This window comes from Salinirussus salinus, assembly GCF_009831455.1.
GTDB classification, from domain to species: Archaea; Halobacteriota; Halobacteria; order Halobacteriales; family Haloarculaceae; genus Salinirussus; species Salinirussus salinus.
In genome coordinates, this window is sequence record NZ_WOWO01000001.1 from 597,968 (window position 1) to 611,745 (window position 13,778).

Consider the following 13,778-nt stretch of genomic DNA (forward strand, 5'->3'; position numbering starts at 1 on the left):
GGCCGCCTACCGGACCGTGTGCGCCCCTGCCCGGTCGGACACCGACAGCGACCACGTGTCCACTTCCTCGCCGAACTCCTCCTGGACTTCGTCGACGAGGCGGTAGGCCCCGTCGACGCGCTCGACGTCACCCTGGCGCTCGAGGTGAGCGAGGTGGGCGAAGGCCTCCCCCGCGCCGACGAGGATGTGGAACCGCTCGAGTTCGCCGAACAGTTCGGTGCAGACCTCCCAGACGTCCGCGGGACCGGTCCGCTCCAGGATCGCGAGGATCTGCCCGGCACGTTGCTCGTGGTGGGCGACGATCTCGTGGGCTCGCCCGGTCGGGTCCCCTACCGGCTCGCGGTGGCCCGGCCAGCCACGCTCGTACTCGGCGGCGGCCAGGGCGTGCAGCGACGAGAGGTAGCTGTCCAGCGGGTGTTCCATCCGGGTGTCCGTCCCGCCGACGTTCGGCGTGTAGTTCGGCAGAACGGTGTCGCCGGTGACGACCTCCCGGCCGCCGTCACTGCTGGCTTCGAAGGCAAAACAGACCGACCCCGCGGTGTGGCCGGGCGTCTCGAGGACCTCGAGTTCCCGGTCTCCGATTGTGAAGGTCTCCCCGCCGGTGAACGTCGCCACCGAGGAGAGAGTCGAATCCGGACCGCCGTCGCGCTTCTGTTCGGCGAACAGCTCCTCGCGTTTGGCCTCGGGGACCCCCCACTCCTCGAGGCGGGCGTGCTGGTTTCCGAGAAAGTCGCGCCAGGCGTCCTCGTCGCGGGTCGCGAGCGGTGCGTCCCGTTCGTGGATCCGGACCGTCGCGTCGCCGGCTCGCTTGACTGTGGCGGCCAGCCCCGAGTGGTCCGGGTGCCAGTGCGTGAGGAGGACGTCGTCGACCTCGGCGAACGTGAGCCCCTCGGCGGACAGCGCCTCCCGGAGCCGTCCCTCGCGGCCGCGCTCGCCGGTGTCAACGAGCACCGTCCGCGCGCCGCTGTCGAACAGGTAGACGTTGTTTGCCCCCTCCAGCTCGTCGTTCTCCAGGGAGATCCGCTTCATGACACACGCCACCGCCCCGCTCCGTTTAGGGTTTCCCCTCCCCGGCCGGCGCGGGCGGAGGAGACGGTGCCAGGCGAGGGACCGACGGCCCGCCTCCCGGCTACCGGTACCCGAGGTCGGCGAGCCGTTCGTTCACCTCGTCGGCGGAGCCGTCCGGCGGGTCCCTCCCGGTGCTCTCGCCGGCGACCGCCTCGGGCAGGCCCGGGTCGGGGTCGCGCTCGCCGGTGCCCCGGCGGCTGACCCAGGGGACCTTCCGCAGCGCGGGGACGGGGACGCCCGGCGGGTGCGACCAGACGCCCCACTCGCCGGCGGCGTTGCCGTGGTCGCTCGTGAGCGCGACCCGGGCCGTCGTGCCCTCCAGGAGGCGGGCGACGTCGTCGAGCACCCACCGGAGGTTGTCCCGGTAGGCCGCCCAGAACTCCCCCCTGTCGAGTTCGCCGTCCCGGAGCCGGGTCCAGGGGTCCTTGATCCCGTCGGTCTCGGCCTCCGAGAGCCGCTCCAGCTCCGCCAGTTCCTCCGCGGAGAGGTCGGTCAGCGCCGCCGTCTCCGCCGCCTGGCTCCCGCCGTCGCCGCCCTCCTCCGAACCGCGTACCTGCCCCCACGCCTCGATGTCGGCGGTGCCGAGAAACCACTCCGGCCGGGACCGGAACGGGGCGTGCGGTTGCATGTAGTGGACGAGCACCCGGTCGACTCCCAGCTCGTCGCGCCGGTTCCAGACCGCGAGCGCGGCGTCTGTCAGCGGCTCCGGCGGGATCGTCGAGATCTCGCCGTCCACCCACTCCTCGCGCCAGGCCTCGTACAGGAGGCCCCAGTCGCCGGGGGAAAGCGGCAGCGTCTCCCCGGAGGTGACGAGCACGTGCTCGGCCGACTGCGCCGAGAAGGGGTTGCCCGTGACGTAGGCGGTGCGGGCCATCTCCTCGCGGTGGGTCGACCCGAAGGTCTCGTCCATCCACTCGGCGGACTGGGAGCCGACCGACCAGACCGACTCGACGCCACCATCCGGAACGGCCCGGTGCTCGCCGGCTACCTCACGCATCAGGTCCACGCGGCAGCCGTCGAGCACACAGCAGATGTCCCACTCCCGCTCCCAGACCGATTCGCCCGGGCACAGCCGCGAGACGACCTGACCCAGGCGGCTGGTGACGACCCGGCCGAGCAGTCCCCGTCCACTCATTCGCGTTCGGTGGGACGCACTCGACACATATCAATCCCGACGACCTGGCGGTTTCCCGTCGACTGTCTCACCCGCGACCGCAAAGCGACGGGCCCGGTACCGCCCGGACCAGGAACGCAACCCATAGAGCCTTGGGCGCCCTACCTGTGACCATGCAACTGGACGCCCGCCACCGAGTCCGGGAGCTGACGGCGGCGCTCACCGTCGTCTCGCTCGCGCTGGTCTTCGGCGCGGTCCGCGGGGTCATCCCCGCCGGAGCGCTCCCGCGGGTCGACGCCGTCGTCGCCGCGGCGCCACACGTCAACGTCCTCGTCAGCCTCACCGCGCTGGGAACCATCGCCTACGGCGTCCGCGCCATCCGCCGAGGGCGGGTCGCGGCCCACCGCCGTGCGATGGTGGCCACGACGGTCCTCTTTCTGGCCTTTCTCGGGCTCTACCTCTACCGGATCGTCCTCGCCGGCACCAAACCCTTCCCCGGGCCGGAGGCCGTCTACCAGTTCGTCTACCTGCCGGTGCTCGGAGTCCACATGCTGCTCGCCGTCGTCTCGATCCCCCTGGTCTACTACGTACTCCTGGTCGCGACGACGCGCCCGGTCGCCGCCATCCGGGAGTCGCCCCACCCCCGGGTCGGTCGCGTGGCCGCGTCGCTGTGGTTCGTCTCCTTCGCGCTCGGAGTCGTCGTCTACGTGCTGCTGTACGTGGTCTACTGAGGAGCGCGACAGTCCGGCAGGCACGCCGCGGGTCGCATCCTGGCGGGGGCTTATTCCGCTGGCGTCCGGAGTAGGGGTGTGCCCGTCGACCGCTCGCACTTTCGCGCGCTCTGCCGGTCGCGGCCGCGCGCGGACCTCGTGGCGTTCGTGGCCGCCCTCGAGGAGGCCCGCGGCCGGCGAGTCGACCGGCTGGGCGACGGCCGCCTGCGCGTCCACGCCCCCGCCGGCCTCCGCGAGGTCGCCGTCCGTTTGCCCGGCGAGTACGGCGCCGACGGCCGCGATGGGAAGGACGCGGTCGTACTCGGAGTGCTCGACACGGACGACCCGCGGGTCCGGGACCTGGACGACCTCCACCGGGAGCTGTGCTACGCCGTCGACCGGCCCGACGCCCGCCGGCTGGTCGCAACCCACCTCGACCGCGACCCGGGGACGCTTCCGGACCCGACGCCACCCCGCGACCGGGACGCGGCCGACCGCCGGCTTCCGTCGCCCGGCTGGCCGGGAGTCCGGTCGGGTGTCGCGCTCGCGGTACTCGGGGTCTGTGTACTCGTCGCCGGGGTCGCGGCCGCCGTCGGCGTTCCCGGGGTACTGGGCTCGCCCGCCGCGGACGCCAGTTCAGACCCGGTGGAGCCGGTCGGGGTGGACGGGAGCCGGCTCACACCGGTCCCCGGCGGCGGGGCCGCGCAGGCGCCGGCCGACGACTACCCCTCCGGGATTTCGGCGGACGGGGCGGTGGACCCGCGCGTGGTCTCGCGGGTCCACCGCGTCACCCTCGACGACCGCTCCTATACCGCCCGGCTGCGCTACCGGGAGTACGAGAACGGGACCCTCGCGGGCCGGTACACCGAGCGGATCCGGGTGGAAAACGAGAGCCACTACGCGAGCCGGGTCACGTCGACCGGAACCCTGGAGGGCTCGCCGATGCGCATCGCCACTGCCGACACCTACGCCGACGGCTCGAGACAGTACGTCCGGGCCAACGGCGACCGGTGGTCCCTGACCGTCCGTGACGGCGACCCATTCCTGCCGCGGGTCCGCAACTACCTGGCCTGGAAGTTCTCGGTGAACGACACGGCGGTCGAGCGAACGCCGGCCGGCGTCCGGGTGCGCTTCGCCGGCGAGGCGTACGGGACGGACGCACCCGTCACCGGGAGCGCGGTGGTCACCGACGGGGGGGTGGTCCGGTCGCTACGCAGGAGCTACAGGCTGGAGAGCGGAACCCGCGTGGTCGTCACCCTCAACACGACGAACGTGGACGAGACGACCGTCGAGAAACCGGCGTGGGTGTCCTGACCCCGAGCGGAGCCTCGGGGCGGTCAGTCGTCCGCGCTCGCGGGTTCGCTGCCCGGACGCTCGATTTCGCGGTCCCGTTTCTCGCCCTCGATGTCGTAGGGATACGCGCCGGTGACACAGCCGAGGCAGAGGTCCTCCCGGTCGGAGTCGAGCGCTTCCGTGACCGCCTCCACGGGGAGGTAGGAAAGCGAGTCGGCGCCGATCCGCTCGCCGATCTCCTCGACGGACCTGCCGGCCGCGATGAGTTCCTCACGGCTGGCCATGTCGATCCCCAGATAGCAGGGGGCGACGATCGGCGGCGAGCCGATCCGGAGGTGGACCTCCTCGGCCCCGGCCTCCCGGAGAAGCTCGATGAGCTGTGTGGAGGTGGTCCCGCGGACGACCGAGTCGTCGATGAGCGTGACGGTCCGGCCCTCGACGGTGTCGCGGATGGGGTTGAGCTTCAGCCTGACCGCGCGCTCGCGCTCGTCCTGGGTGGGCATGATGAACGTCCGGCCGACGTAGCGGTTTTTCATCAGCCCCTCGGCGAACTCGGTGTCGGCGCCGTCCTCGCCCGCAGCTTCGGCGTAGCCCGAGGCGAAGGAGCGCCCGGAGTCCGGCACCGGCATCACGACGTCGGTCTCGATGCCGGACTCCGCCCAGAGCTGTCGGCCGAGTTCGCGGCGCACCTCGTAGACGAGGTCGCCGTCCATCTGCGAGTCCGGCCGGGCGAAGTAGACGTGTTCGAAAAAGCAGTGCGCGGAGTGCTCGCGGTCGAACAGCTGGTAGCTGTCGAACCCGGAGCCGTCGGGGTGAAGCACGACCAGCTCCCCGGGTTCCACGTCCCGAACGAGGTCGCCGTCGAGCGTGTCGATGGCCGCCGACTCCGAGGCGATGACGTAGCCGTCCTCGAGTTCGCCCAGACAGAGCGGGCGGTTGCCCTGCGGGTCCCGAACGCCGAGGACGGTCTCATCGTGCATGATCGTCAGCGAGTAGGAGCCGTGCAGGCGCCCCATCGTCGACTTGACCGCCCGCACCAGGTCCTGCTCCAGGAGGTTGCGGGCGAGCTCGTGGGCGATCACTTCGGTGTCGCCGTCGGAGGTGAATGCGTGGCCCAGCGTGGCGAGCTCCTCGCGCAGCGAGTCCGTGTTGACGAGGTTGCCGTTGTGCGCCAGCCCGAGCGAGCCGCTCTTGAACGAGACCGAGAAGGGCTGGGCACAGCTGGCGCCCAGGCCGCCCTCCGTCGGGTAGCGGACGTGACCGATCCCGTTCGTTCCCTTGAGCGCGTCGATGTCCTCGGGGTCGAAGACGTCGCCCACCAGGCCCGTCTCGACGTGGTCGTGTTGCTGGAAGCCGTCGTGGGTGACGACCCCGGCGGCCTCCTGGCCGCGGTGCTGGAGGGCGTACAGCGAGTAATAGAGGGGGCGGGCGGCGTCGCGGTCGGCCAGGGAGATGCCGACCACGCCGCACTTCTCGTGCATTACTCTTTGCTCTGCCACGCGTAGCCGCGCCGCTTCGCCGACTTGCCGAAGCCACACGACGAACAGACTCCCTTCTTGCTGTGGTAGGATTTCTCGCCACACCGTCGACACTTGACGTGTGTGGTGACGTTCTTCTTGCCCTGGCTCGGAGTGCCTGCGCCAGTCATGGGTTGATGGAAACGACGTTGTCGCCGCGTATAATCGTTGTGTTGTCCCCGTCCTCGACGACGAGGTTCATGTGCTGGTCGTACCCCGAGAGGACCCCCTCGTACACCTCGCCGCCCTTCAGGTGGACGGTCACTGCCCCCCCGACCGACGCCTCCAGCACGTCCAGCGGCCGACTCCCGTTCTCGGTCATGCGTCTACAGGGCGCCGGTTCACACTTGAACGTACCGGCTCGGGCTGTGCGGGCCGCCCACGGGGGGCGTCGGGCTCGGGCGCGAGCCGGGCAGCAGGCTCAGAGCTCGACCCCGAACTCCCCCTCCGCCCGGGCCGCGAAGGCCGCAAGCAGGTCCGCGGTCCGGTCCAGGTCCGCGAGGTCGAGCACCTCCACCGGCGTGTGCATGTAGCGGTTGGGCACCCCCAGATTCAGCGACGGGATCCCGCCCCGCGAGGTGTAGAAGGCGTCGGCGTCGGTGCCGGTCCGCGAGCCCGCGGCCGACAGCTGGACGTCGATCTCTTCGGCCTCGGCGGCCTCCCTGACGGCCGCCACGACTGCGGGGTGATTGGCGGCCCCGCGGCCGACGACCGGCCCCTCGCCGAGCTCGACCCCGCTGCCCTTGTCGGCGGGCGCGCCGGGGGTGTCGGTGGCGTGGGTGACGTCGGTCGCCACGACGGCGTCGGGCGCGAGGTCGAACCCGACCATCTTCGCGCCCTGCAGCCCGAGTTCCTCCTGCACCGTCGAGACTGCGTAGACCGTCGCGTCCGGGTCCTGCCGTGCGGCACGGCGCAGCCCCTCGGCGGCCGCCCACGTCCCGACCCGGTTGTCGAGCCCGCGGGCCGCGACCCGGCCGTTCTCCAGGTCGGCGACGGTCTGGCGGAAAGTGACGGGGTCCCCGCGCTCGACCAGCTCCTCGGCCTCCTCGGCGTCGGTCGCGCCGACGTCGACGTACTGTTCGCCGATATCGTCGACGGACTCGTCCTCGGGGTCCCGGAGGTGGATCGCGGTCTGGCCGACGACGCCGGCCACGGGGCCGCCCTCGGCGTGGACCTGGACGTGCTGGCCCTTCGTGACGGTGCGGTCCGAGCCCCCGACCGCGGTCAGCTTGAGCATGCCGTCCTCGGTGACGTCGCGGACGAGAAAGCCGATCTCGTCGCCGTGACCCGCCAGCGCTACCTCGGTGTCGCCGCCCTCCAGCACCGCGACGGCGTTGCCGTAGTCGTCGGTCCGGACCTCGTCGGCGAAGCTCTCGACGTAGTCGACCCAGACCCGCTGGCCGGCGGTCTCGAAGCCGGACGGGGTAGCGGTGTCGAGCAGGTCCTCCAGGAACGCGCGTCGTCGCTGGTCCATGGCCCGGGTTGGGCGGCCCGGGACTTCAACGGCCCGGACCGCCCGACTGACCGCAGGTCCGCGTGCCCGCACGTGTCAGCACAACTAAGGCCCGCCCCGACGAAGGCGGGGTATGGCGAAGTTCACGCTACTCGAAATCCACCTGGAAGACGCGACGTTCACGGCAAACGCCCCCTACAGCGGAGCGAGCGAGGAGGAAGCCACGGAAGAGGGCGACCAGACTGACGAGGACGCCGCGGCGGGCGCCGACGACTCCGGCGGTCCCGGGAAGGCGCTCGTGGGGCTGCTGGTCGTCGTCGCCATCCTCGCGCTCGCCTACCTCGGGAGCCGCCGGCTCGGCGGCGGCGAGGACGTGCCGGACGTGGCAGTCGAAGACGAGTTCGAGACGTAGGAAAGACATATCCCCGTCCGCGGGCTGATTCCGGTATGAGTCTCTACCGGAGCGTGCAGGCGGTCACCGGCGCCTCCGGCGACGGCCCCATCGACTGGGCGGCCGTCGCCGACGCCGCAAAGGCCGCCACGGACCCGGGCGACGTGGACCTCCCGGCGGCCGAGCGGGAGGCCTACGCAACCGACGTCCGGGAGGCCCGCGACCGCGTGCGCGAGGTCACCGCTCTCGATTTCGACCTCCCCGACCGGGTCGAGATCCAGCACCGCCACCACTGGGTCGACGCCAACATCGCCACCTTCGAGCGGCTGATGGCCCCCGTCGAGACCCAGGCACAGTACATCCCTGGGGTCGCCCGCGTGGTCAACACCGGCTCGATGGCGTTCGTGCTCTCCTTTCTCTCCCGGAACGTGCTCGGCCAGTACGACCCCCTCCTGCTCGCGGACGGGGACGACCACGCCCTGTACTTCGTCCGGCCGAACATCCAGCGGGTCGCGGACGACCTGCCCGCCCCCTACGACCGGTTCCGGCGGTGGATCGTCTTCCACGAGGTGGCCCACGCCGCCGAGTTCGGGGCCGCCCCCTGGCTGCCCGACCACCTCGAGAGCGAGATGACCGAGGCCGTCGAGAAACTCGCCGAGGGGACGCTCGACCGGGACTCGCTGGGCCGGCTCGACACGACGATGACCGCCGTCGAGGGCTACGCCGAACTCGTGATGGACCGCGCGTTCGACGAGGAGTACGCCGACCTGCGGGACGCGCTGGACGCCCGCCGGCAGGGGCGGGGCCCGCTCCAGCGGCTCGTCCGCCGGCTGCTCGGCCTGGGGATGAAACGCCGCCAGTACGAGCGGGGCAAGGACTTCTTCGAGGCGGTCGTCGAGGCCAGCGACATCGAGACCGCCGGCCGGGTGTGGGAGAGCCCGGAGACGCTGCCGACCGACGCGGAACTCGACCACCCCGGCCGGTGGCTCGCCCGCGTCGCCTGAGATGCCGCGCCGACTCGCCGAGGGCGTCTGGCTGCTCGACCTGGGCCTCGTCGAGCCCGTCGACTCCTACGCCTACCTGGTCGACGACCCCGCCGACGGGACGGTGACGCTCGTCGACACCGGGCTCTTCCTGAACCGGCCGACACTGGGAGCGGAACTGGCTGCTGCCGGCGAGGGGTACACGCCCGCCGACGTCGACCGGGTGCTCGTCACGCACTACGACCTAGACCACGTCGGCGGGCTGCGCGCGTTCGTCGACTCCGGGGTCCCTGTCTACGTCGGTACCGCCGACGCCGCCCTCATCGCGGGCGACGCCGACCTGCCCTTGCTGCACCACAAGGGGCTCTTTCACCGGGTGGCCAGGCGGGTCTGGAAGTTCCCCGATGTCGAGGTCGTGCCCGTCGAAGACGGGACGGAGGTCGGGGGCTTCCGGGCCTACCACACCCCCGGCCACAACCCCGGCCACACCGTCTACGTCCACGAGGGGCTCGGGGTAGCCTTCCTCGGGGACCTCGTCTGGGGCGAGGACGGCGCGCTCACCACTCCTATCCGGCTGGACTCCTACGACATGGACGAACTCGCGGCGAGCGTCCGGGACCTGGCCGCCCGGGCCGGGGAGTTCGAGGTGGCGGCGATGGGCCACGGCGACCCGCTGACCTCCGGCGGGTCGCGCGCACTCGCCGACCTGGCCGAGCGGGTGTGAGCCCGCGACAGCGACCGGGCGACCCCCCGGACGCCGCCACAGGACGGTGATAAAGAGTTTTGTCGGGCTCAGTCGTAGCCGCGGGCATGGCGGAGTACACCGTCGAGTTCGTCGGGACGGGCGAGGTCATCACCGTCTCGGAGAAGGAGACCATCCTCAGCCGCTGCATCGAAGAGGGCATCGCCCAGGAGTACTCCTGCCGGGTGGGGATGTGTCTGGCCTGCTCGGCGGAGATCGTCGAGGGGGAGGTCACCCAGCCCGCGGCCCGCGGCCTCACGGAACAGGAACGCGAGCGCTACGCCCTGACCTGCATGGCCCGCCCGCAGTCGGACCTGAAACTCGACCGCGGGAAGTACCCGCCGAGCATCGAGGGCGATGTCGGCGAGAGCGACGCTGCAGCTGCCGCGGACGATTAGATACAAGCATCCGCGCGCCGCAGGCGCGCGGTTCACTCGCCGCGAGTGAAATGAGCGGCGAGGTCTTTTTCGCCCACGTTTTTGTGCCGAGCGGTTCGCCGCAGGCGAACCCGAGGCAAAAAAAGGTGGTGGCTAGTCGTCAGCAGACGCCTCGGACCCGGGCGCGTCGACAGCCACGTTCGATTCGTGGGCGCGTGCGCGCTCGCGCAGCTCGCCCGAGATGGCCGGTGCGTCGGCCTGCGTGAGCTCGCCGGCCTCCTCCAGCTCCGCGAGGGACATCGGGAACGTCCGGAGGTCGTAGTGGATGGCGATGCCGGCCTTCGCGCCCATTCCCATCGCGACGGGGACCTGGTTGTGGCCGGGGACGACGTCGCCGACGGCGAAGACGCCGTCGACGCTGGTGCGGCCGTGGTCGTCCACGCTGACGGTGCCGTCGTCGTTCAGTTCACAGCCCAGCTGCTCGGCCAGGTCGGTGTTGTACTCGGAGCCGTACATGGCGAAGCCGCCGCGGTAGGCCCGCCGGGTGCCGTCTTCGAACTCCATGGCCTCGAGCCAGCCGTCCTCGTCGTTCTCGACGCCGACGACCTCCTCCTCGACGATGTCGAGGGGGTGGGCGCGGACCTGGCGGTCGGTCTCCTCGTCCCACTCGGGTTCGTCGCCATTGAGAAGGATGTCGACCTCGTCGGTGAAGTTGAGCATGATCATCGCGACGTGGGCCGCGCTCGAGCCGGTGCCCATCACGTAGACGGGTGCGTCGACGAACATGTAGGCGTCACAGTGCAGACAGTAGTGGAGACCGCGGGCCGTCCGGGGGGCCGGCGGGTCGGGGCGGCCGTCGGTGAACCCCGTCGCGAGGACCACCGCCTCGGCGACGATGTCGACCTCGTTGCCCTCGAGGCGGACCCGCCCGTCGTCGGTGTGTTCGGCGTCGGAGACCAGGTCGCGGTAGTGGTCGGCGCCGTACTCCTTGACCTGCTGGAGGCCGGTCTGGAGGAATTCGTTGCCGGAGGTGTCCTCGGTGACGCCGATGACGTTGTGGGTGTCCTGCATCATCGCGGCGCGGCCCCCGCCCCGGTCAACCAGTGCGGTGCTGTGACCGAGGCGGGTGGTGTACAGCGCTGCAGTGAGGCCGGCGGGACCGCCCCCGACGACCGCGACGTCGTACTCTGCTGGCTCGCTCATGTGGGCCCGGTAGGGGCTGGCCGTATTTCAACGTCGGGTAACCCGGCGGTAGCCTTTCCCCCCGCGCCGGGAGCGGCTGCCCGGCGTCCGCCGGGCCGGCCGGCGGGGCGGGGCGCCGGAGCGAGCGCCAAGAGTAGCCCATAAATGTATGGGCTCCCTACGTAGGGTGAGGACCGGCGTCAGCGGACGGTCGTCGACCCCACCCAAATATGAGCAGTCGCGTATACAGACTCCACTCGACACTCGAACTGCCACTCGAAGACGTCTACGACTACTTCGAGAACGACCCCGACCTCCCGTCCGGTATCGCCGACATCGATATCACGCGCCGGAACAACACGCTCATCATCAGTGCCGTCCCGGCCGACGACAGCATCAGCAAGTACACGCCGACGGCACAGCTCAAGGCCAGCGTCACCGAGAACCGGGTCTACGAGGAGGACCCCGACGAGCGACAGGGCGGGCCGCCCTCGGGTGGCGGCGGCCCGCAGTGGGGGGCCTTCGAGGAGGAAGAGGAGGAGATCGAGTCCGAACTCGTCGAGTACGCCTGTTTCAAGGGCGACCGCGAGACAGTCCTCCAGAACAGTGCCCTCCAGTACGAGATGTTCGAGGTGCTCTGTGAGGTGGCCGTCCGCTCGGAGAAGGGCAACCTCACCGCCATCGCCGGCAACGACACCGACCTCGAGGCCGTCCGCATCGTCGACGGCGAGCGCCGACCGGCCTCCGTCACCGTGACCGAGGACCCCAGCGAGGACGACGGCGACGGCGGCGTCGACTGGCGCGACAACGAGTTCATCAGCTAACCGCCCGTCGCCGGCGAGCGGTGTGCGCCCCGTCCGCGCCGGTCAGTCGATGTACCCCAGCCGCCGGAGGTTCTCGAGTGCCTCCGAATCGAGGGTTTCCTCGTGCAGGGACTTGCCGTGTTCCCGGAGCCGCTCGTCGTAGACCATCACCAGCTGCCGGGCGGTCCGGAGCTTGAACGTGAGCTCCGAGTCCTCGACCTGCTCCTGAACGCTTGCCAGCATCTCGTCAATGTCGTCCGCAAGTGTCTGCCCCATACATTACGATAGTATTGCACAAATAAAGAATCTGTTTACTGTTCTCACAACTCTGGAACACCACCCCTCTTCGACGGGCCCGCCCTCGACGCGCAGGCTCCGAGACGGCGGAGTCCAAAAGACATTTATTCACCGTAATTACATTTCATTACACCATGGCAACGGAGACGTTCCCCGACTACGTCGACGTCGACTACACCGACGGCGAGGGCGAGGACCCGGAGGACTACCCCGCCATCGAGGACAAGATCGAGAAGGCGATCGAGGTCACCCGGAAAGGGTTGGAGGAGTACGAGAACCCGGTCGTGATGTGGACCGGCGGGAAGGACTCGACGCTCACTCTCTACTTCGTGAAGGAGGTCGCCGAGCAGTTCGACCTGGAGGTCCCCCCCGTCGTCTTCATCGACCACTACCAGCACTTCGACGAACTGTTCGACTTCGTCGAGCACTGGGCCGACGAGTGGGACCTGGAGGTCATCTGGGCGCGCAACGAGGACGTCGGCGAGTACGTCGACGAGAACGGCCTCGAACCGGGCGACGACATCCCCGTCGACGCGCTCTCGGAGCACAACCAGCACCACATCCGGAACATTCTGGAGTACGAGGAGGACACGTTCCCGTTCCTGCTCGACACCTACGTCGGCAATCACCTCCTGAAGACGGTGGCGCTCAACGACGCCATCGAGGAGTACGGTGTCGACGGCATCCTCTCGGGAGTCCGCTGGGACGAGCAGGAGGCCCGCGCCGACGAGACGTTCTTCTCGGAACGGCACGACCCCGACATCTACCCGCCCCACGACCGCGTCCAGCCGATCCTCCAGTTCGCCGAGCCCGACGTCTGGGAGGCATACTGGAACTTCGTCGTCCCGGATACCGTCGAGGGCTACCCCGACGAGGGGTACGTCCCAACCGGGACCGACGACATCCCCGGCGACCTCACCAAGGAGGACCTGCCTGTGAGCCCCAAATACTTCGCCGGCTTCCGGTCGCTGGGCTCCGAGGTCTCGACCGACAAGTCGGCGGAGGAGCCCGCCTGGCTCCAGGACATGGCCAACACCACCGAGCGCGCCGGTCGCGCCCAGGACAAGGAGGACCTGATGGAGCGGCTGCGCGACCTCGGGTACATGTAACCACTTTTTACTCCCTCGGGTACCGCGCGCGGCTCCGTCGCGTTGCGGTACCACTCGGTCGCAAAAACGTGGGGAAAAACACCCTCGCCGCTCGACCGCTCCGCGGTCTTGCGGCGAGTGAACCGCGCGCCGCAGGCGCGCGGATGCTGCGCTCCTGCAGGCTGGCCACCACTGCGACCGCAGGCCGACCGCCGGCTACTGGTTCTCGATAGCCACCTTCGCGTTCTCGGCCCACGACTCCACGTCGCTTTGGAGATACCGCCGGACGAGCGGGTCCGCCAGCGAGCCGAGCACGTCCGGGCCCGGGAGTTCGTAGCTGTTGGTCAGCGTGAAGCGGGTGCCGCCGTCCTCGGCCTCGAACTCGTAGGTCGCGACCCCCTCCATCGGCCCGGTCACCTCGAAGACACGCTCGTGGGGCGGGTCAAGTTCCACGTCTTGGAACGCCAGGTCGAGTTCGACGCCGGCGACGGTGTAGACGAAGCTCCCCTCATAGCCCTCGCCGTCCAGCGGTTCGGCGTCGATCTTCCGGAGCCCCGGAACGACGCCGACGTGGTTGTCGGGGTCGCGCAGATAGGCGAAACACTCCTCCGGCGACGCGTCGATGTGGACGCTCGCGGTCGCGCTCGGCATGGCCGGACGTAGCCCCCGGAACGTATTGGATGTCACGCAGGCGCGCCCGCGAGCGGGGGCCGCCGACCGGGACGGGACACCCACGTCGGGGCGACACCTGACCGCGGCC

17 protein-coding genes are annotated in these 13,778 nt (G+C 70.2%); 8 read left to right on the forward strand and 9 right to left on the reverse strand.

Annotated features, from left to right (window positions below):
* Positions 1 to 6 precede the first annotated feature (6 nt).
* Both GN153_RS02990 and GN153_RS02995 read right to left on the reverse strand, forming a co-directional pair.
* Positions 7 to 1,029, reverse strand: coding sequence for an MBL fold metallo-hydrolase (locus GN153_RS02990; protein ID WP_159899624.1), 1,023 nt, complete (start codon positions 1,027 to 1,029; stop codon positions 7 to 9).
* 100 nt (positions 1,030 to 1,129) lie between these two features.
* Positions 1,130 to 2,203, reverse strand: coding sequence for a hypothetical protein (locus tag GN153_RS02995; RefSeq protein WP_159899626.1), 1,074 nt, complete (start codon positions 2,201 to 2,203; stop codon positions 1,130 to 1,132).
* A 152-nt stretch (positions 2,204 to 2,355) separates the two neighbouring features.
* On the opposite strand from GN153_RS02995, the gene GN153_RS03000 reads away from it, so the two are divergent.
* Together GN153_RS03000 and GN153_RS03005 are read left to right on the forward strand one after the other, a co-directional pair.
* A complete protein-coding gene (locus tag GN153_RS03000; protein WP_159899628.1) occupies positions 2,356 to 2,913 on the forward strand; it encodes a DUF420 domain-containing protein in 558 nt (185 codons plus the stop codon).
* A 78-nt stretch (positions 2,914 to 2,991) separates the two neighbouring features.
* On the forward strand, positions 2,992 to 4,206 hold the full coding sequence (locus GN153_RS03005; RefSeq protein ID WP_159899630.1) for a hypothetical protein: 1,215 nt from the start codon (positions 2,992 to 2,994) through the stop codon (positions 4,204 to 4,206).
* Between the two features lie 23 nt (positions 4,207 to 4,229).
* On the opposite strand, the gene purF is transcribed toward GN153_RS03005, so the two are convergent.
* The 4 genes from purF to GN153_RS03025 all read right to left on the reverse strand — a co-directional run bounded on the left by purF (position 4,230) and on the right by GN153_RS03025 (position 7,176).
* Positions 4,230 to 5,666, reverse strand: coding sequence for an amidophosphoribosyltransferase (purF, locus tag GN153_RS03010; protein ID WP_159899632.1), 1,437 nt, complete (start codon positions 5,664 to 5,666; stop codon positions 4,230 to 4,232).
* A complete protein-coding gene (locus GN153_RS03015) occupies positions 5,666 to 5,833 on the reverse strand; it encodes a 50S ribosomal protein L37e (protein ID WP_159899634.1) in 168 nt (55 codons plus the stop codon). Before GN153_RS03015 ends, purF begins: the two co-directional genes overlap by 1 nt.
* On the reverse strand, positions 5,830 to 6,024 hold the full coding sequence (locus GN153_RS03020) for an LSM domain-containing protein (RefSeq protein WP_159899636.1): 195 nt from the start codon (positions 6,022 to 6,024) through the stop codon (positions 5,830 to 5,832). Before GN153_RS03020 ends, GN153_RS03015 begins: the two co-directional genes overlap by 4 nt.
* Positions 6,025 to 6,123: 99 nt before the next feature.
* The gene (locus GN153_RS03025; RefSeq protein ID WP_159899638.1) at positions 6,124 to 7,176 is read right to left on the reverse strand and encodes a M20/M25/M40 family metallo-hydrolase; all 1,053 of its coding nucleotides are present in this window, start codon (positions 7,174 to 7,176) and stop codon (positions 6,124 to 6,126) included.
* A gap of 112 nt (positions 7,177 to 7,288) precedes the next feature.
* On the opposite strand from GN153_RS03025, the gene GN153_RS03030 reads away from it, so the two are divergent.
* From GN153_RS03030 to GN153_RS03045, 4 genes are all read left to right on the forward strand, one after another.
* Positions 7,289 to 7,567, forward strand: coding sequence for a hypothetical protein (locus GN153_RS03030; protein WP_159899640.1), 279 nt, complete (start codon positions 7,289 to 7,291; stop codon positions 7,565 to 7,567).
* A gap of 35 nt (positions 7,568 to 7,602) precedes the next feature.
* A complete protein-coding gene (locus GN153_RS03035) occupies positions 7,603 to 8,550 on the forward strand; it encodes a zinc-dependent metalloprotease (RefSeq protein WP_159899642.1) in 948 nt (315 codons plus the stop codon).
* A 1-nt stretch (position 8,551) separates the two neighbouring features.
* A complete protein-coding gene (locus GN153_RS03040) occupies positions 8,552 to 9,253 on the forward strand; it encodes an MBL fold metallo-hydrolase (protein ID WP_159899644.1) in 702 nt (233 codons plus the stop codon).
* 86 nt (positions 9,254 to 9,339) lie between these two features.
* Positions 9,340 to 9,669 (forward strand): 2Fe-2S iron-sulfur cluster-binding protein, encoded by a 330-nt coding sequence (locus GN153_RS03045; protein ID WP_159899646.1) that lies wholly within the window; start codon positions 9,340 to 9,342, stop codon positions 9,667 to 9,669.
* A gap of 132 nt (positions 9,670 to 9,801) precedes the next feature.
* Here GN153_RS03045 and GN153_RS03050 read toward each other — a convergent pair whose 3' ends face one another.
* Positions 9,802 to 10,851 carry an FAD-dependent oxidoreductase gene (locus tag GN153_RS03050; protein WP_159899648.1) on the reverse strand — a complete coding sequence of 350 codons (1,050 nt, stop codon included), beginning with the start codon at positions 10,849 to 10,851 and terminating at the stop codon, positions 9,802 to 9,804.
* 209 nt (positions 10,852 to 11,060) lie between these two features.
* Here GN153_RS03050 and GN153_RS03055 point away from each other — a divergent pair, with 209 nt between their 5' ends.
* Complete coding sequence (locus GN153_RS03055; RefSeq protein WP_159899650.1) at positions 11,061 to 11,654, forward strand: DUF7110 family protein; 594 nt, start codon at positions 11,061 to 11,063, stop codon at positions 11,652 to 11,654.
* Between the two features lie 42 nt (positions 11,655 to 11,696).
* Here the strand turns inward: GN153_RS03055 and GN153_RS03060 are convergent, their stop codons facing one another.
* Positions 11,697 to 11,909, reverse strand: coding sequence for a hypothetical protein (locus GN153_RS03060; RefSeq protein ID WP_159899652.1), 213 nt, complete (start codon positions 11,907 to 11,909; stop codon positions 11,697 to 11,699).
* Between the two features lie 155 nt (positions 11,910 to 12,064).
* On the opposite strand from GN153_RS03060, the gene GN153_RS03065 reads away from it, so the two are divergent.
* The gene (locus GN153_RS03065) at positions 12,065 to 13,039 is read left to right on the forward strand and encodes a phosphoadenosine phosphosulfate reductase family protein (protein ID WP_159899654.1); all 975 of its coding nucleotides are present in this window, start codon (positions 12,065 to 12,067) and stop codon (positions 13,037 to 13,039) included.
* A 195-nt stretch (positions 13,040 to 13,234) separates the two neighbouring features.
* On the opposite strand, the gene GN153_RS03070 is transcribed toward GN153_RS03065, so the two are convergent.
* Complete coding sequence (locus tag GN153_RS03070) at positions 13,235 to 13,669, reverse strand: SRPBCC family protein (RefSeq protein WP_159899656.1); 435 nt, start codon at positions 13,667 to 13,669, stop codon at positions 13,235 to 13,237.
* Positions 13,670 to 13,778: the final 109 nt, after the last annotated feature.

Bases quoted from the DNA above. Each gene is read 5' to 3' on its own strand.
- GN153_RS02990 (WP_159899624.1), bottom strand. From the start codon at position 1,029: ATGAAGCGGATCTCCCTGGAGAACGACGAGCTGGAGGGGGCAAACAAC.
- GN153_RS02995 (WP_159899626.1), bottom strand. From the start codon at position 2,203: ATGAGTGGACGGGGACTGCTCGGCCGGGTCGTCACCAGCCGCCTGGGT.
- GN153_RS03000 (WP_159899628.1), top strand. From the start codon at position 2,356: ATGCAACTGGACGCCCGCCACCGAGTCCGGGAGCTGACGGCGGCGCTC.
- purF (WP_159899632.1), bottom strand. From the start codon at position 5,666: ATGCACGAGAAGTGCGGCGTGGTCGGCATCTCCCTGGCCGACCGCGAC.
- GN153_RS03015 (WP_159899634.1), bottom strand. From the start codon at position 5,833: ATGACTGGCGCAGGCACTCCGAGCCAGGGCAAGAAGAACGTCACCACA.
- GN153_RS03020 (WP_159899636.1), bottom strand. From the start codon at position 6,024: ATGACCGAGAACGGGAGTCGGCCGCTGGACGTGCTGGAGGCGTCGGTC.
- GN153_RS03025 (WP_159899638.1), bottom strand. From the start codon at position 7,176: ATGGACCAGCGACGACGCGCGTTCCTGGAGGACCTGCTCGACACCGCT.
- GN153_RS03030 (WP_159899640.1), top strand. From the start codon at position 7,289: ATGGCGAAGTTCACGCTACTCGAAATCCACCTGGAAGACGCGACGTTC.
- GN153_RS03035 (WP_159899642.1), top strand. From the start codon at position 7,603: ATGAGTCTCTACCGGAGCGTGCAGGCGGTCACCGGCGCCTCCGGCGAC.
- GN153_RS03040 (WP_159899644.1), top strand. From the start codon at position 8,552: ATGCCGCGCCGACTCGCCGAGGGCGTCTGGCTGCTCGACCTGGGCCTC.
- GN153_RS03045 (WP_159899646.1), top strand. From the start codon at position 9,340: ATGGCGGAGTACACCGTCGAGTTCGTCGGGACGGGCGAGGTCATCACC.
- GN153_RS03050 (WP_159899648.1), bottom strand. From the start codon at position 10,851: ATGAGCGAGCCAGCAGAGTACGACGTCGCGGTCGTCGGGGGCGGTCCC.
- GN153_RS03055 (WP_159899650.1), top strand. From the start codon at position 11,061: ATGAGCAGTCGCGTATACAGACTCCACTCGACACTCGAACTGCCACTC.
- GN153_RS03060 (WP_159899652.1), bottom strand. From the start codon at position 11,909: ATGGGGCAGACACTTGCGGACGACATTGACGAGATGCTGGCAAGCGTT.
- GN153_RS03065 (WP_159899654.1), top strand. From the start codon at position 12,065: ATGGCAACGGAGACGTTCCCCGACTACGTCGACGTCGACTACACCGAC.
- GN153_RS03070 (WP_159899656.1), bottom strand. From the start codon at position 13,669: ATGCCGAGCGCGACCGCGAGCGTCCACATCGACGCGTCGCCGGAGGAG.